Source organism: Mesorhizobium sp. B2-8-3 (assembly GCF_006440815.1).
In the GTDB taxonomy this organism is placed as follows: Bacteria; Pseudomonadota; Alphaproteobacteria; order Rhizobiales; family Rhizobiaceae; genus Mesorhizobium.
Genome location: NZ_VFTW01000002.1, coordinates 209,313 through 231,311, shown reverse-complemented (window position 1 = coordinate 231,311; position 21,999 = coordinate 209,313). Strand labels below are relative to the sequence as shown.

The window sequence follows — 21,999 nt, the reverse complement described above, 5'->3', positions numbered from 1 at the left end:
TACCAGCAGAGCGGAGTAAGACTTTGCGGCAGACAGGCATTCTTCCCGACCAGGATATTTCCGCGCTGTTCCAGTCCGGTGCGCTGAAGTCGCCGCGCGCGCTGGACGCTGACCAGATCCAGCCGGCCAGCCTTGACCTGAGGCTCGGCGACACGGCCTTCCGCGTGCGAGCCTCGTTCCTGCCGGGGCCCGATCATCGGGTCGCCGACAAGCTCGAGCGGCTGAAGTTGCATGAATTCAGCCTCGCCGAGGGCGCGGTGCTGGAGACGGGTTGCGTTTACATCGTGCCGCTGCTCGAAAGCTTGGCGCTGCCCTCGAATGTGTCCGCTTCCGCCAATCCCAAGAGCTCGACCGGGCGGCTCGACATCTTCACCCGGGTGATGACCGATCGCGGCCACGAGTTCGACAAGATCGCCGCCGGCTATCACGGGCCGCTCTATCTCGAAGTCAGCCCGCGCACCTTCCCGATCGTCGTGCGGGCCGGCTCGCGGCTGTCGCAGATCCGTTTCCGCACCGGCAACGCGGTGCTTTCGGAGAGCGAGCTGCACGACCTTCACCGCGCCGAGATGCTGGTCGCCACCGAGCCGCCCAATATTTCAGGCGGTGGCATCGCGCTCTCCATCGACCTCGACGGCGACAAGGACGGCCTTGTCGGCTACCGCGGCAAGCACCACACCGGCCTGGTCGATGTCGACAAGCGTGCCGCGCAGGATGTCGTCGATTTCTGGGAGCCGATTTACAAGAGCGGCGCCGGCGAACTCGTGCTCGACCCCGACGAATTCTACATCCTAGTCTCGCGCGAAGCGGTGCACGTGCCGCCGCTCTACGCCGCCGAGATGACGCCCTTCGATCCGCTGGTCGGCGAGTTCCGCGTCCACTATGCCGGCTTCTTCGACCCGGGCTTCGGCCATTCCGCCGCCGGCGGCAGCGGCAGCCGGGCGGTGCTGGAAGTGCGCAGCCACGAGGTGCCGTTCATCCTCGACCACGGCCAGATCGTCGGCCGTCTCGTCTACGAGCACATGCTGCAGCGCCCGCAGGCTCTTTACGGTACCGATCTCGGCTCGAACTACCAGGCGCAGGGCCTGAAGCTCTCCAAGCATTTTCGCGCCGCGCGCTAAGGTCTGAACTGCTGATCTCCCCCTTGGGGGAGGTCACGCTCTCACAACGCCTTCACCGCCACCTTGACCGGCTTTTCGATCTCCAGCGGGTTGCGCAGCGGCAGGCCGAAATCCTTTGCCTCGATCTCGAACGTATCGCCGGCCTCGGTCCTGATGCCATCGGCGAAGGACAGCGTCGCCGTGCCGAACATATGCACATGCACGTCGCCCGGCTGGCGGAAGGCCGAATATTTGAAATGATGGTGCTCGAGATTGGCGATGGTGTGCGACATGTTCGCTTCGCCGGACAGGAACGGCTTTTCCCACAAAAGCTTGCCGTCGCGCCAGATGCGCGATCCGCCGCGGATGTCGGCCGGCAGGTCGCCGATCAGGATCTCCGGACCGAACGAAGCGTTGCGCAGCTTGGAGTGGGCGAGGAACAGGTAGTTCACCCGCTCCGTCACGTGGTCGGAGAATTCGTTCGACAGCGTGAAGCCGACACGGAACGGCGCGCCGTCGTCGCCGATCACATAGATGCCGGCGATCTCCGGCTCCTCGCCGCCGTCCTGCGCAAAGGCCGGCGACATCAGGGGCGCGCCGGGAGCCACCGCCATCGTGCCGTTGCCTTTGTAGAACCATTCAGGCTGCACGCCGACCTGTCCCTTGGCGGGCTTGCCGCCTTCGAGCCCCATGCGGAACATCTTCATGGAATCGGTGAGCTCCTCCTCGCCGCCCTCGCTGAGCTTCTTGTGCATGGAATCGCGCGTCGCCGCGGAGCCGAGATGCGTCAGGCCGGTGCCGGTGAGATGCAGATGCGCGGGATCGGGGTGGTTGATCGGCGACACCAGCCTGCCCCTCTTGTAGGCGGCATCGAGATCGACCGTCTCGCCATAGCCCTTGCGCTCGATCAGCGCTTCGAGCCCGGTGCCGGTGCGCGCGGCCTCCATCGCCAGCGAATAGACGCTGCGCGCGCCGTTGATGATCCTTGTCTTGCCGCCGCCGTTGCGGGCGACGACGCGGATCGTCTCGGCGTCGTCGAGGATCTGGGAGATCAGCATGTTGAAATCCTCTCTCATTTTGCCGGCCGCCCGCGGGCAAGCCTTGACTGGCGCGGCGCGGAGCAATCCCCGCCACGGTTGAAACGCTTCGTCCGGATTGCGTTCGCGAGCCCGGGTCCTTGCTGGACTCTCGGCGCCGACGGGTTGCCGGCAGCTTCGCGATCTGAAACCCGTATGCCTCCTTAAATCCGCTTCCGGCCTTCAGGCCTTGTTCTTGTTGTAGACGTCGAAGATGACGGCGCCGAGCAGCACCAGGCCCTTGACCACCTGCTGCCAGTCGACATTGACGCCCATGATCGACATGCCGTTGTTCATCACGCCCATGATGAAGCCGCCGACGACGGCGCCGATCACCTGTCCGACGCCGCCCATCGCCGAGGCGCCGCCGATGAAGACGGCCGCGATGACGTCGAGCTCGCTGCCGAGACCGGCCGCCGGCACGGCCTGGCCGAGGCGCGCCGCGATGATCAGGCCGCCCAGCGCCGAAAGCACGCCCATGTTGATGAAGACCAGCAGCGTCAGCCTCTCGGTGTTGATGCCCGAAAGCTGCGCGGCCTTGGCGTTGCCGCCCATGGCGTAGATGCGGCGGCCGATGGTCATGCGCTTGGTGACGAAGACGAACAGCGAGATCAGCACGCCCATCACCAGGAGCACGACCGGCAGGCCCCTGTAGCTCGCGAACTGGAAGACCAGGAACAGCGCCAGCGCGCTGCCGACCAGCGTCTTGACGACGAACAGCGGGAAAGGCTCCGCCTCATAGCCATGCCGCTCGCGCTTGCGCCGCGTCCTGAAGCCGAAATAGGCGTAGGCGAGCACCGCGACCAGACCCAGCACGATCGTCGTCATGTGCAGCGTCAAGCCGCTGCCGACGATGGTCTTGCCGGCGGCATTCACCGTCGGCGGGATCAGCGTCAGCGGGCCGATGACGTCCGGGATGAAGCCGGAGCTCAGCGCCTTGAAGTCGGGCGGAAGCGGGCCGACCGAAGAGCCGCCGCCGAGCAGCGCTTGGCAGATGCCGCGGAAGATCAGCATGCCCGCCAATGTCACGATGAAGCTCGGTATCCGGTGATAGGCGATCCAGTAGCCTTGCGCGGCGCCGATGAGGCCGCCGACGATCAGGCAGATGATCGAAACCACCAGCGGATTCGAGAATATCCCGAGCGGCCAGATCACCATCATCATCGCGGCGAGCGCGCCGATGAAACCGGCGACCGATCCCACGCTGAGGTCGATATAGCCGGCGACGATGACCAGGAGCATGCCGAGCGCCATCACGATGATGAACGAGTTCTGCTGCACCAGATTGCTGAGGTTGACCGGTTTGAACAGCGTTCCCGACGTCGTGTACTGGAAGAACAGCATGATGACGATCAGCGCGATGATCAGGCCGTATTCGCGCAGATTCGTCGTCAGCGCCGAGACGGCGATGCGCTGTCCCTGCTTGACGTCCTCGGCGACGCCGCTTTGCGGCGCGGGAGCGCTGTCTGTGCTCATGATGCTTTTCCTTCTCCGCGAACGATGGCGCGCATGATTTTTTCCTGGCTTGCGTCGCTTGCCGCCATTTCGCCGACGATACGCCCTTCATTCATGACATAGATGCGGTCGGAGATGCCGAGCAGTTCAGGCATTTCCGATGAGATGACGATGATCGCTTTGCCCTCGGCGGCGAGGCGCGCGATGATCGTATAGATTTCGTACTTCGCGCCGACGTCAATGCCGCGGGTCGGCTCGTCCATGATCAAAACCTCCGGATCGGCGAACAGCCATTTGGACAGCACCACCTTCTGCTGGTTGCCGCCCGAAAGGTTGCCGGTGAGCTGGTAGACGCTGGAGGCGCGGATATTGGTCTTCTTGCGATAGTCGTTGGCGACGCTCATCTCGCGCATGTCGTCGATGACGCCGCGGCTCGAAACGCCGCCCAGATTGGCCAAAGTCACATTGTGCTTGATGTGGTCGATGAGGTTGAGGCCGTAGGTCTTGCGGTCCTCGGTGACATAGGCGATGCGGTTCTCCACCGCCTTGCTCACTGTCGAAAGATCGAGCGGCTTGCCCCTGAGCAGCACCTCGCCGCTGATGCGCCGACCGTAGGTGCGGCCGAACAGGCTCATAGCGAATTCGGTACGGCCGGCGCCCATCAGCCCGGCGATGCCGACAACCTCGCCCTTGCGCACATTGATATTGATGTTCTTGATCACCTGCCGCTCGGCATGGATCGGGTGGTAGACCGACCAGTCCTTGACCTCGAAGATGACCTCGCCGATCTTCGGCTCGCGCGGCGGGTAGCGGTCGTCGAGCGAGCGGCCGACCATCGAGGTGATGATGCGGTCTTCCGAGATGTCCTTCCTCGGCAGGGTCTCGATGGTGCGCCCGTCGCGGATCACCGTCACCTTGTCGGCGACGCGGTTCACCTCGTTGAGCTTGTGCGAGATCAGGATCGAGGTCATGCCCTGGCGCTTGAACTCGAGCAGGAGGTCGAGCAGCGCCTGGCTGTCCTTTTCGCTGAGCGACGCCGTCGGCTCGTCGAGGATCAGAAGCTTCACTTCCTTGCTCAGCGCCTTGGCGATCTCGACCAGCTGCTGCTTGCCGACGCCGATGTTGGTGATCAGCGTCTTGGGGTCTTCCTTGAGGCCGACCTTCTTGAGCAGGGCGCTGGTGCGCGTCTCGTTGGCGTCCCAGTCGATGACGCCGTAGCTGGCGTGCTCGTTGCCGAGGAAGATGTTTTCCGCGATCGACAGCATCGGCACCAGGGCAAGCTCCTGGTGGATGATGACGATGCCGATATGCTCGCTATCGTGAATGCCTTTGAAATTGCATTCCTGGCCGCGGAAGATGATCTGGCCGTCATAGGTGCCGGACGGATAGACGCCCGACAGCACCTTCATCAGCGTCGACTTGCCGGCGCCGTTCTCGCCGACGATGGCGTGAATCTCACCTTCCTCGACGCTGAGATTGACGTTCGACAACGCCTTCACGCCGGGAAACGTCTTGGTGATGTCGCGCATCTCCAAAATCGTCGAGGCCATCAGGATCTGCTCCCTGGCGCACGGCTCCCAAATCGGTATCGATCGTGGAAAGGCCTGTGCGCAAAATCAACATGCTGCGGCGGCTTCGCGTTGCGGATCGGCGCGTGACGCTGCGGAAGCCGGCAAAAACAATACCGGGGTCGGCTCTGAACGAAAAGGGGCCCTGCGTTGCGCAGGACCCCTCCCTTCGAGGCTGGATTACTTCAGCTCGTCGGCCTTGATGTAGCCGGAGTCGACGACCTGCGCCTGATAGTTCGACTTGTCGACCTCATGCGGCGTCAACAGGATCGAGGGAACGACCTTGACGTCGTTGTTGTAGGTCTTTTCGTCGAGGCCGTCCGGCTTGCCGCCGGAGAGCACCTTGTCGACCAGCTGCACGGTGGCCTTGGCCAGTTCGCGGGTGTCCTTGAACACGGTCGAATACTGCTCGCCCGAGATGATCAGCTTGACCGAGGCGGTTTCGGCGTCCTGGCCGGTCACGATCGGCCAGGGCTGCGCTTCGGTGCCGTAGCCGACGGCGCGCAGCGAGGCGGTGATGCCGCGCGACAGGCCGTCATAGGGCGACAGAACGCCATCGACGCGGCTGCCGTCCGAATAGTTGGCCGAAAGCAGGTTGTCCATGCGCGCCTGGGCAGTGGCGGCGAGCCAGCGCAGCGTGCCGACCTTGTCCATGCCCGTCTGGCCTGACTTGATCTTGATCGAGCCGTCATCGATCAGCGGCTGCAGGACCGACATGGCGCCGTTGTAGAAGAAGAAGGCGTTGTTGTCGTCCGGCGAGCCGCCGAACAGCTCGACGTTCCACGGCTTGGTGTTCGGGAAACGCTCCTTGAGGCCCTTGACCAGCGAGTTCGCCTGGATGACGCCGACGCCGAAATTGTCGAAGGTGGTGTAGTAGTCGACATTGCCCGTCTTCTTGATCAGCCGGTCGTAGGCGACGACGACGACGCCTGCGTCATTGGCCTTCTGCAGCGCGTCGGCCATGGTGGTGCCGTCGATCGAAGCGATGATCAGCGCCTTCGGGCCCTTGGTGATTTCGTTTTCCAGCTGGCTGAGCTGGTTCGGGATGTCGTCCTGCGCATATTGCAGGTCGACGGTGTAGCCGAGCGCTTCGAGCTGGGACTTGACGGCGTCGCCGTCATTGATCCAGCGCTGCGAGGTCTTGGTCGGCATCAGCACGCCGACGAGACCCTTGTCGGCGGCATGCGCCGAATAGGTCATGGCGGCGATGCCAAGGGCCGCCACGGCGGCCAGCGTCTTGATGATCTTCACGATTACTCTCCCTGGTTGATGGACGCGACACCTCGGGGCTTCGCGGGCCGCGCAACCGAACAGGTGCGCTGGCGCGCCACTGTCGGCTTTATCGATCTCCGGTATCCTCCCAATCGGCCCCGCGGCGCAGTTTAAATCGATACGAATTTGCTCGTTGCCGACCGTTGCGCCTCGGAACGCGCGAAGGGTGGGTCCCTTTGACATAACTGTCAAATGCGATCTTTGCTGGTTGCTATATCGAAACTGATATAGCTTAAGGAGCTGATAGAACCCGGACAAGAGACCGAAAACCATGGCGGCATTGCGCGATCCCGATGCGATTTCAGGGAGTTACGAGAAGTTGCCGGGAGATGGCGAGACGCTGCTGCGCAGCGGCCTCAGTCTTCGCCATATGCGCATGATCACCGCCCTGGACGATCACGGACGGGTGAGCGCCGCCGCCCAGGTCATGAACATCTCCCAGCCGGCCGCCTCGCGCATGATCGCCGAGATGGAGGCGGTGCTCGACGTGAAGTTGTGCGAACGGCTGCCGCGCGGCGTGACGCTGACCCCTTTTGGCCAGGCGCTCGCCCGCCGTGCCCGCTCCATTTTGCTCGAGATGCGGGAGGCCGACCGAGAGATTTCCGAGCTCAAGGCCGGCAAGGGCGGCTCGGTCTTCCTCGGCGCGGTGACGGCGCCGGCGATCGAATTGGCCGTGCCGGCGATCCGTGAGATCCGCCGCATCTATCCGCGCATCGAGATCACCATGCAGGTCGAGACCTCGAACGTGCTTGCCCGCGAGCTGATCGCGTCGCGTCACGACTTCATCATCGCCCGCATCCCCGACGACCTCAATCCGCGGCTCTTCGAATCGCGCGTCATCGGCGTCGAGAAGGCCTGCCTCATCGTGCGCCGCGGCCACCCCTTGGCGAGCGGCCGGATGGTGCGGCTGGAGGAGACGGCGGGCTATGACTGGGTGTTCCAGTCCGGCGGCTCGCCGCTTCGCCAGGCCATGGAAAGCAACTTCTTGAACCGCGACATTCCGCTGCCCGACCGCATCCTCAACACCTCTTCGCTGTTGCTCACCTTGGTGATGGTGGCGCAGTCCGACGCCATCGCGCCGGTCTCGATCCAGGTCGCCAAGTTCATCCAGGGCGGCGACGGGCTGGCCGGCGCCATCGATGTCGTGCAGACCGAGTTCGACATCGAGGTCCGGCCCTACAGCCTGATCACGGTCAAGAATCGCGTGCTCTCGCCCGCCGCCAAAATGCTGCACGACTTCATCCTGCGCGAAGTGGGGTAATGGAACGAGAATGCTACTTGTGCGTTCAAACCGATCGGCCGCTCGCTGGAGCCCGTTGCGGGTGAGGGAAGGCTGCCGATGCTCAACAGCTCGGGAGGTTTCGATGGAACGTCGGTTGTTTCTGACTGGAATGCTTGGGGTTGCGGGGGCGGCAGCGCTTGCAAGCCTGGCCGGACCAGCCAAGGCGGTTGCCGGCATCCCCAAAGGCAACGGGATTCTCGATGAATTGGACAAGCCGGATCCGGCCATCTACGAGGAGGATGACCAGGCCGATCTGCTGCAGCCAGCTCAGTATTACCGCCGTCGGTATTACCGTGACCGGTACTACCGCCGCCGCCGTCGCCGCGTTTGGAGACGGGTCTGCCGCCGCTACTGGCGCTATGGCCGGCGTCATGTCCGCTGCTGGCGTCGCCGCGTCTGGATCGGCTTCCGGCTCTAGAGCATGATCATCCTGATCTAGGTCGATAGCGACCATGTACCCGGGCCTGCCGGGTGAATCGCTGACTGGGGTCTTGCATGGGTGTGCAAGACCCCAACGCTCGCTTTACAAACAGCCAAATTCACCCTCGCGCAAACTGCTCGGCCTGAGGGTCGATCCGATGCAATTCCGCCCCGCGATGGCCGGCAGCCGACCTGAATCGGACGCGCAATTTGGCCCCTTGGTGAGGTCTGACTCAAATCCCTGCAGTGCAAGCTGGAGCGGGTAGCGGGAATCGAACCCGCGCGTTCAGCTTGGGAAGCTGACAAGCTACCATTACATCATACCCGCGTCGGCCACCTCGTTAACATGAGGCCCGGGCTGCAAGCAATCGGCAAAGCAGCGCTGCCAATGAAGGCACCCCCCTGGACCTCCAGCAGCGCCGCTTGATGGCGGACAAGCGAATGCGTATTTCTGGGCCACGCTGCCGAATCGGGCGGCTCGAACCGGAGAATGGCCTTGTCCGCATTGACGCGCTTTCTTGGCGACACGCCGCTCAGGGTGTTCCTGAAGCTGCTGGTGGTCTCCTTCCTCGTCGGCCTCGTCATGCATGCCTTCGGCTGGTCGCCGATGGACGTCTTCTATGGCATCCGCCAGTTCTTCGTCGATCTGTGGAATCTCGGCTTCCACGCCATCGACCGCTTCCTGGGCTATATCCTGCTCGGCGCGGCGATCGTGGTGCCTGTGTTCATCCTGCTCAGGATCGCCAGCTACAGGAAATAGCTCGGCGTAGCATCACGCATATCGGGAGGCGACCTCGAACAGGATGGCGTGCCGCGCGGCCAGCGCCGGCACGTCGGTCGAGTAGCCGCCGCCGATGACGCCGCAAAACGGCACGCCCTGCTCACGGAAATGGCCGATGACCATGTCTTCGCGGGCCCTGAGGCCATTGTCGGTGAGCGCCAGCCGGCCGAGCCTGTCCTCGGCATGGACATCCACGCCGGCATTGTAGAAGACGAGGTCCCAGTGCCTTTGCCCGGATAGGTCCGGCAGGATGGCGGCGAGCCGCTCGAGATAAGCGCCGTCGCCGGTGCCGTCCGGCAAGGCGACGTCGAGGTCTGAGGCGATCTTGCGCACAGGGTAATTGCGCTCGCCATGCATGGAAAAGGTGAAGGCGCGAGGCTCGTCCTTCAGGATGTCGGCCGTGCCGTCGCCTTGATGCACGTCGAGGTCGACAACCAGCACATTTTCGACGGCGCCTTCGGCCAGCAGCGCCAGCGAGGCGACGGCGACATCGTTGAAGGTGCAGAAGCCGGCGCCTTGCGCGCGCCTGGCATGATGGCTGCCGCCGGCCGCGTTGCAGGCGATGCCGTGTCTCAGCGCCAGCCTGGCGGCCAGCACCGTGCCCGCGGTGGCAAGCTGCGCCCTCAGCGACACGCGCGGACCGACCGGAAAGCCGATCTCGCGCTCTATTGTCTCCGGCACCTGGCAGGCGATTACCTGATCGACATACTCGGCCGCGTGCGCGAGCTTCAGCCGCACGGCCGGCGCCGGTTCCGGCATCGAGAGCGCGCCCGGTGCGGCCAGCCCGCGCACATGCAAGGCCTCCATCAAAAGCGGATATTTGCTCATCGGAAAGCGGTGGTTGACGGCGAAGCCGGCGTCATAGTCGGGGTGATGGACGATCTGCAGCGGCATGGATCGGGAGGCCTGCGCCAGCTCTGAGCAATTCCAGGAAAAGTGTGAAACGGTTTTCCGTCCGGAATTGCGTAAGACCAGCAGAAAATTCGGTTGGCAGTTCGGCGGATGGTGGTTGCGTGGCGCCGGCAAACTGAGGCACATCAGGTTCTCGATCAAGCCGCAATCAGCCAGGCAGCAATGGACGCAACCCAAGCCAGCGCCAGATCCTTCGCCGTCACCAACCGCTCGGTGCTGGCGATCGCCGTGCCGATGACGCTTGCCTATCTGACGACGCCGCTGCTCGGCATCGTCGACACGGCGGTGGTCGGCCAGTTCGGCGACGCGGCCTTGCTTGGCGGCCTGGCGGCGGGATCGCTGGTCTTCGACGTCGTCTTCACCACGTTCAATTTCCTGCGCTCCGGCACCACCGGCCTCGTCGCCCAGGCATTCGGGCGCGGCGATCCGCTGGAGGAACAGGCGGTGCTGTGGCGCGCCGTGCTGATCGCGGTCGTCGCGGGCGTCATACTTGCCGCTCTTTCGCCGCTCTTTGCCGTCGCCGGCCAATGGTTCATGGGCGCCGAGCCGCGCGTCAGCGCGGCGATGTCGGTCTATATCCGCATCAGGCTGCTGGCAGCGCCTTTCTCGCTCATCAACTACGCCATACTGGGCTACGTGCTGGGGCGCGGCGAGGGCGGGCTCGGGCTGATGCTGCAGGCCGTGCTCAACGGCATCAACATCGCGCTCTGCTTCCTGCTCGGCCTCGAGCTTGGCTGGGGCGTTGCCGGCGTCGCCTGGGCGACCGTCACCGGCGAGTTCCTGGCCATGCTGCTTGGCCTTGCCATCGTGCTCAACCGGTTCCGCAAGCTGGAGCGGCCGTCACGCCGCCGCATCCTCGACCTCCCGGCCTACCGGCGGATGCTGTCGCTCAACCGCGACATCATGATCCGCTCCTTCTCGCTGCTTGCCGCCTTCGCGCTGTTCACCAGGCAGGGCGCGCAATTCGGCACCGTGACGCTCGCCGCCAACGCCGTGCTGATGAACTTCTTCCTCATCGCCGGCTATTTCCTCGATGGTTTCGCCACCGCCGCGGAGCAACTGGCCGGTCGCGCCATCGGCGCGCATGCGCCTGCCCCGTTCCGGCAGGCCGTCCGGCTGACGCTGATCTGGGGTTTTTGTCTTGCCGGCATCGCCACGCTCATCCTGTTGACCGTCGGCACCAGTCTGGTGGCACTGGTGACCACGTCTCCAGAAGTCCGCGCGGTCGCCGACACCTATCTGCCCTGGGCGGCCTTCACGGCGCTGAGTGGCGTGCTGGCCTTCCAGATGGACGGCGTCTTCATCGGCGCTACCTGGTCGCGCGACATGCGTAACATGATGCTGTTGTCGTTCCTCGTCTTCAGCGCCGCGCTCATCACCCTGGCGCCGGCCTTCGGCAACAACGGCCTATGGGCGTCGCTGCATGTCTTCCTGCTGGTGCGGGGAGCGAGTTTGCTTGCGGTGCTGAGGCTCAGGGTGCGCACGGCATTTTAGGGCCGATTGTTCAGCTTCGGCTGGGCGCCGGCGTTTCTCGGCCCCAGAGATCGGTCGAGAGATACTTCAGGCCGGAATCGCAAATCACGACAGCGATCGCCTTGCCTGATTGATCGCCGCGCAGGAGACGCAGCGCAGCGGCCACATTCGCTCCCGAGGAGAAGCCGCCGAAGATACCTTCGCTGCGCGCGAGCAGGCGGGTGGCCTCGCGTGCTTCATCGCCGGAAATCTGAAGATAACCATCGACGGGCGCGTTGTTCAGGAATGCCAGGTCCGGCATGGCATAACCGCCGCCTTGAATGGGGTGCTCGGGTTGGGTGACCGTCTCGCCCGCGGCGGCCGCGGCGCCTTCGGGCTCGACGATGAAGCACTTGATCAGAGGGTTGCGCTCCTTCAGCGCCCTTGCCACCCCGGCATATGTGCCGCCCGAGCCGATGAAGTCGACGAATGCATCGACGGCGCCATGGCTGGCGTCCCAGATTTCCGGTCCGGTTCCGCGATAATGCGCAAGCCAGTTCCCGTCGCGATGGAACTGGTCGGCGCGGTACGCGCCACGTTCCGCCGCAACCGCTTTGGCGGCCTGCTCGACGAGCGCCAGGTCGCCACCCGAGACCTGCCCCGGCACCGACCCCGGCAGCTGGTCCACGAGGATGACTTCCGCGCCGAGCGCCGTCATCATGCGTGCACGCTCTTCGGAGTTGCCCTTCGACATCACCGCGACGAAGGGGTAACCCCTGACGGCGCAGATGATGGCGAGCCCCGTGCCCATGTTTCCGGAGGTAAGCTCGACCACCGTTTGACCTGGCCTGATGGCGCCGGATCTCTCGGCCTCCTCGATTATTCCAAGTGCCGCACGGTCCTTCTTGGAAAAGCCCGGATTGAGATATTCCAGCTTGGCGAGGATTGCGCCGTCGACGCCCGCCTGCGCCGTCAGCCTGTCGAGCCGGACCAATGGCGTTCCACCGATCGAGTCCACGACGGAGTCCAGAATTTCGGCCATCGTTTGTCGTCCTGATTGGTGGGAGCTCTCAGAGTCGTTCGGACCAGCTTGCGCAGCCGGTGTCGCGCAGCTCTCCGATGGATTTGAGGTTTTCCCTCTCCGCAAAGCGCTCCATGCCGGCAACGATGCGCCCCGGCAGCGCCGGGCCGGCATAGATCATGCCGGTGTAGATCTGGACGAGGTCGGCGCCGGCGCGGATCTTTTCCAATGCGGCCTCGGTGGAATCGACGCCGCCGACACCGATAATGGCCATGTCGGGTCCGAGCAGCTTGCGCATGCGGGCCAACACAGCGGTGGAACGCCCGAACAGCGGCTTGCCCGAAAGGCCGCCGGCTTCACCGGCCACGGTCGCGCTCTGCAACCCGGTCCGCGCCAGCGTCGTGTTGGAGACGATGACGCCGTCGATTTTCTTCTCGGCGACCTCGGCGGCGATGTCTTCCAGTTCCGCCCCGACGAGATCCGGCGCGATCTTGAGGAAAACCGGCGGCTGCGCCGGCGCGGCCGCACGCGCGGCCATCACCCGCGACAGCAATTCGCCGAGCTGCTCGCGCGCCTGCATGTTGCGCAGGCCTGGCGTGTTGGGCGAGGAGATGTTGACCGTCAGATAGGAGGCATGTTGCGCGAAGCGGGCGACGCCGCGCTCGTAGTCGGCGATGCGGTCGGCGCTGTCCTTGTTGGCGCCGATGTTGACACCGACGATCCCCGGTCGCCCCTTGCGCGCGGCAAGCCGTTTTTCGGCGGCCGCGTGGCCTTCATTGTTGAAGCCCAGTCGGTTGATCACTGCCTCGTCAGCCGTCAGCCGGAAGATGCGCGGCTTCGGATTGCCCTGTTGCGGCAGCGGCGTGACGGTGCCGACCTCGGCAAAGCCGAAGCCAAGCCCCAGCAGCGCGTCCGGCACTTCGGCGTTCTTGTCGTAGCCGGCGGCCATGCCGAGCGGGTTCGGGAAATCGAGGCCGCAAAGGCTCAGCTTGAGCCGCGCGTCGCGCGGCGTCGTCGCCCCAACCGGAAGCCCGCAGCGCAGCGCCGCGATCGACAGGCCGTGAGCGGTTTCCGGATCGAAGGAGAAAAGCAGTTTCTGGCCGATCCGGTCGAGCGCGCTCATTCGCCCTCCAGCGCCGGGAATTCGTGGCCACCGGCGCCGTGCGGCAGCGGTTTCACCCAGAGAACGGCATCGAGAGCGAGCGCGGCGTAGAGATGCGGGAACAAGGCACCGCCGCGCGACACCTCGTATTTCAGCGCCTCGCCCAGTTTGGTCCCGTCGATGGCGATCAGCAGCAGGTCCGTCTGTCCGGCGAAATGCTTGGCCGCCGTCTCGCGCACCTGGCCGGCGGTGGAGAAATGGATGAAGCCGTCGGCGATGTCGATCGGCGCGCCGATGAAGCGCCCGTTCCTCTCGGCTTCGCGCCAAAGCGCCTCGGGGGCAATCTTGTAGATAATCTGAGACATTGTCGCGCTATAATCCGAACCGAAGGTAGGGGGAAGGCTCAAGCTCGACTCTTCCCCATTTCCGGCGCAAACCTGTGATATGGCGCCTTCACTGGCTCATGGAGGAACAACATGCGTCTGCACCACATCCTGATCCCCGCGGCGCTTTGCTCGCTGGTTGCCGCTTCCGCCTATTCCGAGGAGACCGACCACTACCGCTTGGAGAAGTCCGCCGACGGTTATATCCGCATGGACACCCGAACCGGCGCCATGTCGATCTGCGAGGAGCGCTCCGGCCAGCTCGTCTGCAAGATGGCCGCCGACGAGCGCGCCGCCTACCAGGACGAGATCGACCGGCTGGACAATTCGGTCAAGGCGCTCGACGCGCGCGTCGCCAAGCTCGAGAATTCGCTCTCCGCCCGGCTGGAATCCAACCTGCCCAGTCAGGAGGATTTCAACAAGTCGCTCGGCTACATGGAGCAGTTCTTCCGGACCTTCAAGGACATCGTCAAGGACATGGACAAGGACGATGGCGACGGCGGCACCAAGCTGAATCAGAAGACCTGAACGGGGCGCGCGGCCGAGCCGTCCTGGGGGAAAACCCCGCGCGCGGCTTTTGCCGCTTGAAAACGCGCCGCGTCGCCGCATAATCGGTCCGGTCCCCGCAAGAAGCACACAATGATGATGGGATCGGGGGAGGAATATTTGCCGTCGGGCCACACTTTCGTCATTGCCGACGACCATCCGCTTTTTCGCGGCGCGCTGAAGGAGGCGCTGGCCGGCATCGGCGACGTTGCCGCCATCCATGAGGCCGGCGATTTCGAAAGCGCCAAGGCGCTGGTGGTTGCCAACGAGGATGTCGACATGGTGCTGCTCGACCTGTCGATGCCGGGCGCCAGCGGTCTCTCCGGCCTGATCTCGCTGCGCGGCATCCATCCGGCGGTGCCGCTGGTGGTGGTATCGGCGCATGACGATCCCGTCACCATCCGCCGCGCGCTTGATCTCGGCGCTTCCGGCTTCATCTCCAAATCGGCGAGCATGGAAGAAATACGCGGCGCCGTGCAGGCGGTGCTTGCCGGCGATATCGCCGCGCCCACCGGCGTCGAGCTGGGCGTCGAGCGCGATCCGGAAATCTCCGACCTGATCAAGCGGCTGCAGGCGCTGACGCCACAGCAGACGCGGGTGCTCGGCATGCTGGCGGAGGGCCTGCTCAACAAGCAGATCGCCTATGAGCTCGGCGTTTCCGAAGCCACCATCAAGGCGCATGTCTCGGCTATCCTGCAGAAGCTCGGCGTCGACAGCCGCACCCAGGCCGTCATCCAGCTTTCGAAGATCGGCGGCGACCCGCTGCAGCCGGTTGGCTGATCATTCCGCTGCCGGCGCCAGCGGCCTGATGCGTGCCATCATCGAGCGCAGCACGGCCGGCTTCAGCGGCTTGTTGATCACCGGAATGTCGAGCCGGCCGGCAGCCGCGCGCACCTCGCTGGAGCGGTCGGCGGTGACCAGCACGCAGGCAAGGTCCCGTCCGTAGGCGGCGCGCAATGTGGCGATCGCATCGAGCCCGGTGCCGCCGTCGAGATGATAGTCGGCAAGCACCAGGTCCGGCTTCGGCGCGCCGGGTTTCAGCAGATCGCCTGAGCCCGAAGCCGTCTCGACATGGCATCCCCAGCCTTCGAGCAGCAGTCGCATGCCGTCGAGGATGCGCGCGTCATTGTCGATGCACAGCACATTGAGCCCTGCAAGCGTCGAGGCGGAGCGGGCCGGCGCCTTGCCGGCCTCGTGCGGCGGCGCGGCGACCGCCGCGACCGGCAGGATGACGGAAAAGCGCGTGCCCCTGCCGGGGTTGGAGTAGATGCGGATCTCGAGCCTCAGCACCCTGGCGATACGGTCGACGATGGAGAGCCCCAGGCCAAGGCCTTCGGCCTCGCGCACGCCCTCGTCGAGGCGCGTGAATTCGTGGAAGACCGTGTTGAGCTTGTCGCCGGCAATGCCGATGCCGGTGTCGATCACCTGGATCTCGGCCAGTTCGCCGCGTCGCCGCACTCCAACCAGGATGCGGCCCTGGCGCGTGTATTTGATGGCGTTGGAAACGAGGTTCTGGATCAGCCGGCGCAGCAGGTTGCGGTCGGTCATGACGCCGAGCGAGGATGGGATGATCGTGAGTTCGAGCTTCTTCTCAGCGGCAAGTGGGCGGAAATCATTGCCGATCTGGCCGAGCAGTCCGCCGAGGGTGAAGGCGGCGTTCTCGGGCTTCATGGCGCCGGCGTCGAGCCGCGAGATGTCGAGCACGGCGCCGAGGATGGTCTCGACCGATTCCAGCGAGGATTCGATATTGACCGCGGCCTTGCCGGCCGGTCCCTTGCCCGCCTTCTCGATCAGCGACGAGCAATAGAGCCGGGCGGCGTTGAGCGGCTGCAGGATGTCGTGACCGGCGGCGGCCAGGAAGCGCGTCTTGCCGAGATTGGCTTCCTCGGCCAGCATCTGCGCCTGCGCCAGCTCCTCATTGACGCGCGTGAGCTCGATGGTGCGGGTCTTGACCCGCTGTTCCAGCGATTCATTGGCCCGCTTCAGCGCCAGGTCTTGCTCGACGCGGCCGGAAATGTCGGCATAGGTGGCGACGATGCCGCCGTCGGGCATCGGGTTGGAGCGCAGCTCCAGGATGCGGCCGCTGGTCTTCAGCTCCATCTGCCACGGGCCGGCGAAACTGGTCAGCCGATTGAGCGTCGTCACGCGCTGGTCGGCGGGAATGTCGCCGCGCTCGGCGAGATGGCGCAGGATCCGGTCGAGCGAGACGCCGACCTGGCCCATCTCGTCCGGTAGCTCGAACAGCAGCCGGTATTGCCGGTTCCAGCAGATCAACCGGAAATCGCGATCGAAGACGGTGATGCCTTGCTCCATCTGGTCGAGCGCGATCTGAAGCAAGTCGCGATTGTGCTGCAGCGCCTCGGTGGCGTCGTCGAGCAGCTTGAAGGCATCCTTGGAGTCCCGGTCGTTGCGGCGGAAGAGCAGCGACAGGATCAGCCGTGCCGAGGAAGAGCCGACGGCGCTTGCCAGCAGTTGCTCCGAGAAGCGGATGACATCCATGCTGGCCTGTTCGGTGCCGTGCAGGGAGACCTTCGCGTCCCTTTCGAAGGATTGGAACGAGCGCTCCGTGCGCTCGACGCCGAGATAGCGCGAGATCGTATCCTTCAGGTCGTTGACGGTGACGGCAGTGCGGAAGCGCCTGAGGCTCGGCATCGGGCCGGCCTCGCGCGGCACGAAGATCGCCGCCTGGATGCGCTCCAGCGGCACGGATGCGCGGGAGAGAGAGCCGAGGACAAAAAACAGCGCGTTGACCGAGAGGCTCCACAGCACGCCATGGTTCAGCGGCTCGCCGACGGTGCCGAACAGCGCCTGCGGCCTCAGCGCCTCGAAGCCGAACAGGCCGTGGGCCACGATGTCGGAAGCAGGACCGACGAGCGAGGGGAGCAGCAGCGTGTAGCCCCAGACGGCGATGCCGGCGACCATGCCGAGCGCGGCGCCCCGGCCATTGGCGCGGCGCCAGATCAGGCCGCCGATCAGCGCGGGCGAGAATTGCGCAATCGCCGCAAACGACATCAGGCCGATCGACGACAGCCGCGCGCTGTTGGTGCTCTCGCGATAATAGAGGAAGGCGATGAACAGCATGATGAAGATCGAGGCGCGGCGCACATTGAGGATGAGCGTCGACCAGTCCTCGTTCTCCGAGGAACTGGTCTTGAGCACGCGCCGCACGAACAGCGGGATGACGAGATCGTTGGAGATCATGATCGACAGCGCGACGCTCTCGACGATCACCATGGCGGTCGCCGCCGACAGGCCGCCGACAAAGGCGGCCATCGCCAGCAGGTCATGCCCGCTGAGCAGCGGCAGCGACAGCACGTAAAGGTCGCTGCTGGTCCTGGCGCCGACCAGCGACAGGCCGGCAAAGGCGATCGGCAGCACGAAGAGGTTGATCGCCACCAGATAGAGCGGGAACACCCAGGTCGCTGTGCGCAACTCCGCCTCGCTGCGGTTCTCGACGATGGTGACGTAGAACTGTCGCGGCAGCATCAGCACGGCAAAGCCGCTCAGGCCGGTCAGCACCAGCCAGGTGGCCAAAGAGGTGCTGTAGCTCATGGCCTGACGCACCTGGCCGTTTCCGGCGAGCTTGGCGAACATGTCGCCGGGCCCGCCGAAGATCAGGAACGTCACCATCAGGCCGATGGCGAGAAAGGCGGCGAGCTTGACCACGGTCTCGACCGCCACCGCGAGCACCAGGCCGTCCTGATGTTCCGTGGCGTCGGCATGGCGGGTGCCGAACAGCACCGCGAACAGCGCCAAAAGCATCGCCACTACGAGCGAGATATCGCTGACGAACGGATCGAAGGAGGGCGGAGAGCCGGTATAGTGCTCGACCATCAGGCTGACGGAGCCCGAGATCGCCTTCAGCTGCAGCGCGATATAGGGCACCGCGCCGATGGTCGCGATCAGCGTCGCGATCGCCGCGACGGTGAAGCTCTTGCCGTAGCGGGCGCCGAGGAAGTCGGCGATCGAGGTGATCTTCTCGCTTTTTGCCAGCCGGATCATGCGGCTGAGCAGCGGGAAGCCGAACACGAAGACCAGCACCGGGCCTGTATAGATGCCGAGGAATTCGAGGCCGCGCTCGGAGGAAAGGCCGACCGAGCCGAAAAAGGTCCAGGACGTGCAATAGATGGCGAGGCTGAGCGCATAGATGAAGGGCCGTGCCCGGCCCAGGCCGATGGTTGCCGCACGCCGGTCGCCGACGCTGGCGATGGCAAAAAGCAGCGTCACATAGGCGATCGCGATGATGACGACGAACCAGCCTAACACGGTCCGCACTTCCTCCCTGGCCGTTTGCCTCCTCCGGCAATCACGACGCAACCACAGCCTGGCGCCTGAGTCCATCGCGGCTTTCGGCGCATATGTGCTTGATGACTTTGCGTAAACACAAAGCGGTGCTTTGGCCTATTTTCCGGTTTTGCAACTGGGGGTTTTTGTTATGGTGGCCTGGGGCCGGCGCCGAAGGACATTGGTGAGGCGGCAGCGCGGTCCGTCACGGAGGGTCGAATGCTGAAAGAATTCCAGGAATTCATTTCCAAGGGCAATGTGATGGACTTGGCCGTGGGCGTCATCATCGGCGCCGCCTTCGGCAAGATCGTCGATTCCTTGGTCAACGACATCATCATGCCGATCGTCGGCGCGATTTTCGGCGGGCTGGACTTCAACAATTACTTCTTCGGACTGTCCTCGAACGTTCATTCGACCGCGCTGGCCGATGCCAAGAAAGAGGGCGCGGTCTTCGCCTATGGCAGCTTCATCACCGTGGTGCTGAACTTCCTGATCCTTGCCTTTATTATCTTCCTGATGGTCAAGGCCGTGAACAATATGCGCAAGCGTCTGGAGCGCGAAAAGCCCGCGCCTGCCGCTGCGCCGCCGCCGGCCGACGTACAGTTGCTGACCGAAATCCGCGACCTGCTCGCGAAACGGTAACTCCGCAACGAGCGCCCAAAACCCCGGCCGCCTGCGGCCGGGGTTTTCTGTTTGCGGCTGTCGTAAAAGAGGCTAGCAGTCACGAAAAAACCGGACGGATTCTTGCATGACCCTGATCCAGACCTTGCGCACCGAAGCCCGAGCCGCACCCGAAAGCGGCATCGTCGCCGTCGTCAATCACGGCCGCCTGCGCGAAGGCCTGATCCCGCTCTGGGCCGGTGAGGGCGATCTGCCGACGCCGGCCTTCATCAGCGATGCCGCCGCCAAAGGAATGGCCGACGGCGAGACGTTCTACACCTGGCAGAAGGGCATTCCCGCGCTCAGGCAGGCGCTCGCCCGCTACTACGCCAGGCATTTCGGCAGGACCTTCGCCGAGGAAGAGTTCATCGTCACCGGATCCGGCATGCATGCCATCCAGCTGGCCATCGACGCGATCGCCGGCAGCGGCGACGAGGTGATCTATCTCTCGCCCGCCTGGCCGAATTTCGCCGCGGCCGCCGGAGTGGCGGGCGCGGTGCCGGTGCCGGTCACCCTCGACCAGTCCGGCAATGGCTGGTCCTGCGATGTCGACAAGATCGCCTCCGCGATCACGCCGCGCACGAAGCTGTTGTTCATCAACACGCCGTCCAACCCGACCGGCTGGACGGCCGACAAGGAGACGCTCCAGGCGATCCTCGATCTCGCCCGCCAAAAGGGCCTGTGGATCATTGCCGACGAGATCTATTCGCTGTTCCACTACGGCCATGGCCGCGCGCCGTCTTTCCTTGACGTGGCCACGGCCGAGGACCGCATCCTGTTCGTCAACAGTTTCTCCAAGAACTGGGCGATGACCGGCTGGCGCGTCGGCTGGATCAAGACCCATCCCGCCTTGCAGCAGGTGTTCGAAAACCTGATCCAGTACTCGACCTCGGGCGTCGCCCAGTTCATGCAACGCGGCGCGGTCGCCGCCCTTGACGAGGGCGACGGCTTCATCGCCGAACAGGTGGAGCGCGCTCGGGCCGCCCGCGATCTCGTCTGCGGCATTCTGGGCGAAACCGGCAAGGCGCGTTTCACCGTGCCGCAGGGCGCCTTCTACCTGTTCTTCAGGGTCGACGGCCTCACCGATGCCCGAAAAGCCGCCTTCGACATCGTCGACAACGCCAATGTCGGCCTGGCGCCCGGCACCGCCTTCGGCCCCGGCGGCGAAGCCTTCCTCAGACTATGCTTCCACCGCCGCCTCGATCAGCTCGAGGAAGCGGCGCATCGTTTGGCGAGGTGGACGAAGACGGTGTGAACTGCACTGAAGCCGGATTGAAACTCGCGGCGGATGACCGCCGGAGTACGTTTCAAACGGCTTCAGCCGCCTGACTTCGGCACGAGGAGGGGAATGATCCGATCGGTCTTGGCGACGGCGGGACGGCCGGAGCTGGCGTAGGGAATGCCCAGCGCATCCCAGGTCTCGACCAGCGCGTCCTGCAATTCGGCGATCAGCGCGTCCGAATGGAACGGCGTCGGCGTGATGCGCAGCCGCTCGGTGCCGCGCGGCACCGTCGGATAGTTGATCGGCTGGATGTAGATGCCATGCACGCCGAGCAGGCGGTCGCTGGCCATCTTGCAAAGCTCGGGGTCGCCGACCAGCACCGGCACGATATGGGTGGCCGATTCCATCACCGGCAAGCCGGCCGCCGCAAGCACCTGCTTGGTGCGCGCCGCCTGGCGTTGCTGTGCGTCGCGCTCGGCCTGCGAGCGTTTGAGGTGGCGGATAGAGGCGGTGGTGGCGGCGGCAATGGCCGGCGGCAGCGCGGTGGTGAAGATGAAGCCCGGCGCATAGGAACGCACAGCGTCGATCACCGCGCTGGTGCCGGTGATGTAGCCGCCCAGCGTGCCGAAGGCCTTGGCCAGCGTGCCCTGGATGATGTCGATGCGGTCGGCCAGGCCTTCGCGCTCGGTGATGCCGCCGCCGCGCGGTCCGTACATGCCGACGGCATGGACCTCGTCGATATAGGTCATGGCGTTGTAGCGTTCGGCGAGCTCGACGATCTGTTTGATCGGCGCGATGTCGCCGTCCATCGAATAGACGCTTTCGAAGACGATCAGCTTGGCGCGTTCGCGCCCGGCCGCCTGCAGCAGGCTTTCCAGATGCGCGACGTCGTTGTGGCGGAAGATCTTCTTTTCCGCGCCCGAGCGCCGCACGCCTTCGATCATCGAGGCATGGTTCAGCTCGTCCGAGATGATCAGGCAGTTGGGGAGCAGCCGCGCGACGGTCGAGATCGAGGCCTCGTTGGAGACGAAGCCCGAGGTGAAGACAAGGGCTGCTTCCTTGTCGTGCAGGTCGGCGAGCTCATGCTCCAGCTCGACCAGCGGGTTGGACGTGCCGGAGATGTTGCGGGTGCCACCGGCGCCCGAACCCATCCGGCCGGCCGCGTTCTGGAAGGCGGCGATGACATCTTCGTTCTGGCCCATGCCGAGATAGTCGTTGGAGCACCAAACGGTGATTTCCTGGGCACGGCCGTTGGAACGCCAGATGGCGCGCGGGAACTTGCCGACCATGCGCTCGAGGTCGGCGAAAACGCGGTAGCGACGCTCGGCGTGGAGCTGGTCGATCGCATCTTCGAAGAACCGCTGGTAATTCATGTCGGCTTCCCAATTTTGCGGCGGATCATAGTCACTGCCCCATGCCACGTCCACCGGACCCAACCGGTCAAAATGCCACGCCTTTACCCTGTT

General features: G+C 64.6%; 19 protein-coding genes and 1 tRNA gene. 9 read left to right on the top strand and 11 right to left on the bottom strand.

The annotated features are described in order from the left end of the window. The first annotated feature begins 23 nt into the window (after window positions 1-23). A complete protein-coding gene (locus tag FJ418_RS03980; RefSeq protein WP_140863740.1) occupies window positions 24-1,118 on the top strand; it encodes a 2'-deoxycytidine 5'-triphosphate deaminase in 1,095 nt (364 codons plus the stop codon). Between the two features lie 41 nt (window positions 1,119-1,159). Here FJ418_RS03980 and araD1 read toward each other — a convergent pair whose 3' ends face one another. From araD1 to chvE, 4 genes are all read right to left on the bottom strand, one after another. Beyond that, window positions 1,160-2,155 carry an AraD1 family protein gene (araD1, locus tag FJ418_RS03975; protein WP_140863738.1) on the bottom strand — a complete coding sequence of 332 codons (996 nt, stop codon included), beginning with the start codon at window positions 2,153-2,155 and terminating at the stop codon, window positions 1,160-1,162. A gap of 201 nt (window positions 2,156-2,356) precedes the next feature. Then, window positions 2,357-3,649 carry a multiple monosaccharide ABC transporter permease gene (gene mmsB / locus FJ418_RS03970; RefSeq protein ID WP_140863736.1) on the bottom strand — a complete coding sequence of 431 codons (1,293 nt, stop codon included), beginning with the start codon at window positions 3,647-3,649 and terminating at the stop codon, window positions 2,357-2,359. Beyond that, on the bottom strand, window positions 3,646-5,178 hold the full coding sequence (gene mmsA / locus FJ418_RS03965; protein ID WP_140647380.1) for a multiple monosaccharide ABC transporter ATP-binding protein: 1,533 nt from the start codon (window positions 5,176-5,178) through the stop codon (window positions 3,646-3,648). Before mmsA ends, mmsB begins: the two co-directional genes overlap by 4 nt. 198 nt (window positions 5,179-5,376) lie before the next feature. Further along, window positions 5,377-6,447 carry a multiple monosaccharide ABC transporter substrate-binding protein gene (gene chvE, locus FJ418_RS03960; RefSeq protein ID WP_140647381.1) on the bottom strand — a complete coding sequence of 357 codons (1,071 nt, stop codon included), beginning with the start codon at window positions 6,445-6,447 and terminating at the stop codon, window positions 5,377-5,379. Window positions 6,448-6,739: 292 nt separating this feature from the next. On the opposite strand from chvE, the gene FJ418_RS03955 reads away from it, so the two are divergent. Beyond that, window positions 6,740-7,729: a LysR substrate-binding domain-containing protein gene (locus FJ418_RS03955; protein WP_140659390.1), complete on the top strand. Its 990-nt coding sequence runs from the start codon at window positions 6,740-6,742 to the stop codon at window positions 7,727-7,729. A 103-nt stretch (window positions 7,730-7,832) separates the two neighbouring features. Continuing rightward, complete coding sequence (locus FJ418_RS03950) at window positions 7,833-8,168, top strand: protamine-2 (modular protein) (protein ID WP_140647383.1); 336 nt, start codon at window positions 7,833-7,835, stop codon at window positions 8,166-8,168. 256 nt (window positions 8,169-8,424) lie between these two features. Here the strand turns inward: FJ418_RS03950 and FJ418_RS03945 are convergent. Further along, a tRNA-Gly gene (locus FJ418_RS03945) sits at window positions 8,425-8,498 on the bottom strand. A gap of 162 nt (window positions 8,499-8,660) precedes the next feature. On the opposite strand from FJ418_RS03945, the gene FJ418_RS03940 reads away from it, so the two are divergent. Next, window positions 8,661-8,930, top strand: a complete 270-nt coding sequence (locus FJ418_RS03940) for a DUF6460 domain-containing protein (protein ID WP_181166832.1) — start codon at window positions 8,661-8,663, stop codon at window positions 8,928-8,930. Between the two features lie 12 nt (window positions 8,931-8,942). Here FJ418_RS03940 and FJ418_RS03935 read toward each other — a convergent pair whose 3' ends face one another. Next, window positions 8,943-9,845 (bottom strand): histone deacetylase, encoded by a 903-nt coding sequence (locus tag FJ418_RS03935; protein ID WP_140863735.1) that lies wholly within the window; start codon window positions 9,843-9,845, stop codon window positions 8,943-8,945. A 180-nt stretch (window positions 9,846-10,025) separates the two neighbouring features. On the opposite strand from FJ418_RS03935, the gene FJ418_RS03930 reads away from it, so the two are divergent. Continuing rightward, on the top strand, window positions 10,026-11,357 hold the full coding sequence (locus FJ418_RS03930) for an MATE family efflux transporter (RefSeq protein ID WP_140659388.1): 1,332 nt from the start codon (window positions 10,026-10,028) through the stop codon (window positions 11,355-11,357). Window positions 11,358-11,367: 10 nt separating this feature from the next. Here FJ418_RS03930 and FJ418_RS03925 read toward each other — a convergent pair whose 3' ends face one another. From FJ418_RS03925 to FJ418_RS03915, 3 genes are read right to left on the bottom strand one after another with little or no spacing between them, the layout of a single operon-like run. Further along, entirely contained in the window at window positions 11,368-12,357 is a 990-nt protein-coding gene (locus FJ418_RS03925; RefSeq protein ID WP_140863733.1) for a cysteine synthase family protein, read from the bottom strand. A 28-nt stretch (window positions 12,358-12,385) separates the two neighbouring features. Next, window positions 12,386-13,459, bottom strand: a complete 1,074-nt coding sequence (locus FJ418_RS03920) for a quinone-dependent dihydroorotate dehydrogenase (protein WP_140863731.1) — start codon at window positions 13,457-13,459, stop codon at window positions 12,386-12,388. Beyond that, entirely contained in the window at window positions 13,456-13,803 is a 348-nt protein-coding gene (locus FJ418_RS03915; RefSeq protein WP_140863729.1) for a DUF952 domain-containing protein, read from the bottom strand. Before FJ418_RS03915 ends, FJ418_RS03920 begins: the two co-directional genes overlap by 4 nt. A 111-nt stretch (window positions 13,804-13,914) precedes the next feature. Between FJ418_RS03915 and FJ418_RS03910 the strand changes: the two genes are divergently transcribed. Together FJ418_RS03910 and FJ418_RS03905 are read left to right on the top strand one after the other, a co-directional pair. Then, window positions 13,915-14,349 carry a hypothetical protein gene (locus FJ418_RS03910; RefSeq protein ID WP_140863727.1) on the top strand — a complete coding sequence of 145 codons (435 nt, stop codon included), beginning with the start codon at window positions 13,915-13,917 and terminating at the stop codon, window positions 14,347-14,349. Between the two features lie 138 nt (window positions 14,350-14,487). Continuing rightward, window positions 14,488-15,147: a response regulator transcription factor gene (locus FJ418_RS03905; RefSeq protein ID WP_140864072.1), complete on the top strand. Its 660-nt coding sequence runs from the start codon at window positions 14,488-14,490 to the stop codon at window positions 15,145-15,147. Here FJ418_RS03905 and FJ418_RS03900 read toward each other — a convergent pair whose 3' ends face one another. Beyond that, the gene (locus tag FJ418_RS03900; protein WP_181166831.1) at window positions 15,148-18,633 is read right to left on the bottom strand and encodes a PAS-domain containing protein; all 3,486 of its coding nucleotides are present in this window, start codon (window positions 18,631-18,633) and stop codon (window positions 15,148-15,150) included. A 237-nt stretch (window positions 18,634-18,870) separates the two neighbouring features. On the opposite strand from FJ418_RS03900, the gene mscL reads away from it, so the two are divergent. Both mscL and FJ418_RS03890 read left to right on the top strand, forming a co-directional pair. Next, a complete protein-coding gene (mscL, locus tag FJ418_RS03895) occupies window positions 18,871-19,293 on the top strand; it encodes a large conductance mechanosensitive channel protein MscL (protein ID WP_140659383.1) in 423 nt (140 codons plus the stop codon). Window positions 19,294-19,399: 106 nt separating this feature from the next. Further along, the gene (locus FJ418_RS03890) at window positions 19,400-20,566 is read left to right on the top strand and encodes a pyridoxal phosphate-dependent aminotransferase (RefSeq protein ID WP_140863723.1); all 1,167 of its coding nucleotides are present in this window, start codon (window positions 19,400-19,402) and stop codon (window positions 20,564-20,566) included. A gap of 62 nt (window positions 20,567-20,628) precedes the next feature. Here FJ418_RS03890 and hemA read toward each other — a convergent pair whose 3' ends face one another. Further along, on the bottom strand, window positions 20,629-21,906 hold the full coding sequence (hemA, locus tag FJ418_RS03885) for a 5-aminolevulinate synthase (protein ID WP_140863721.1): 1,278 nt from the start codon (window positions 21,904-21,906) through the stop codon (window positions 20,629-20,631). Between the last annotated feature and the right edge of the window lie 93 nt (window positions 21,907-21,999).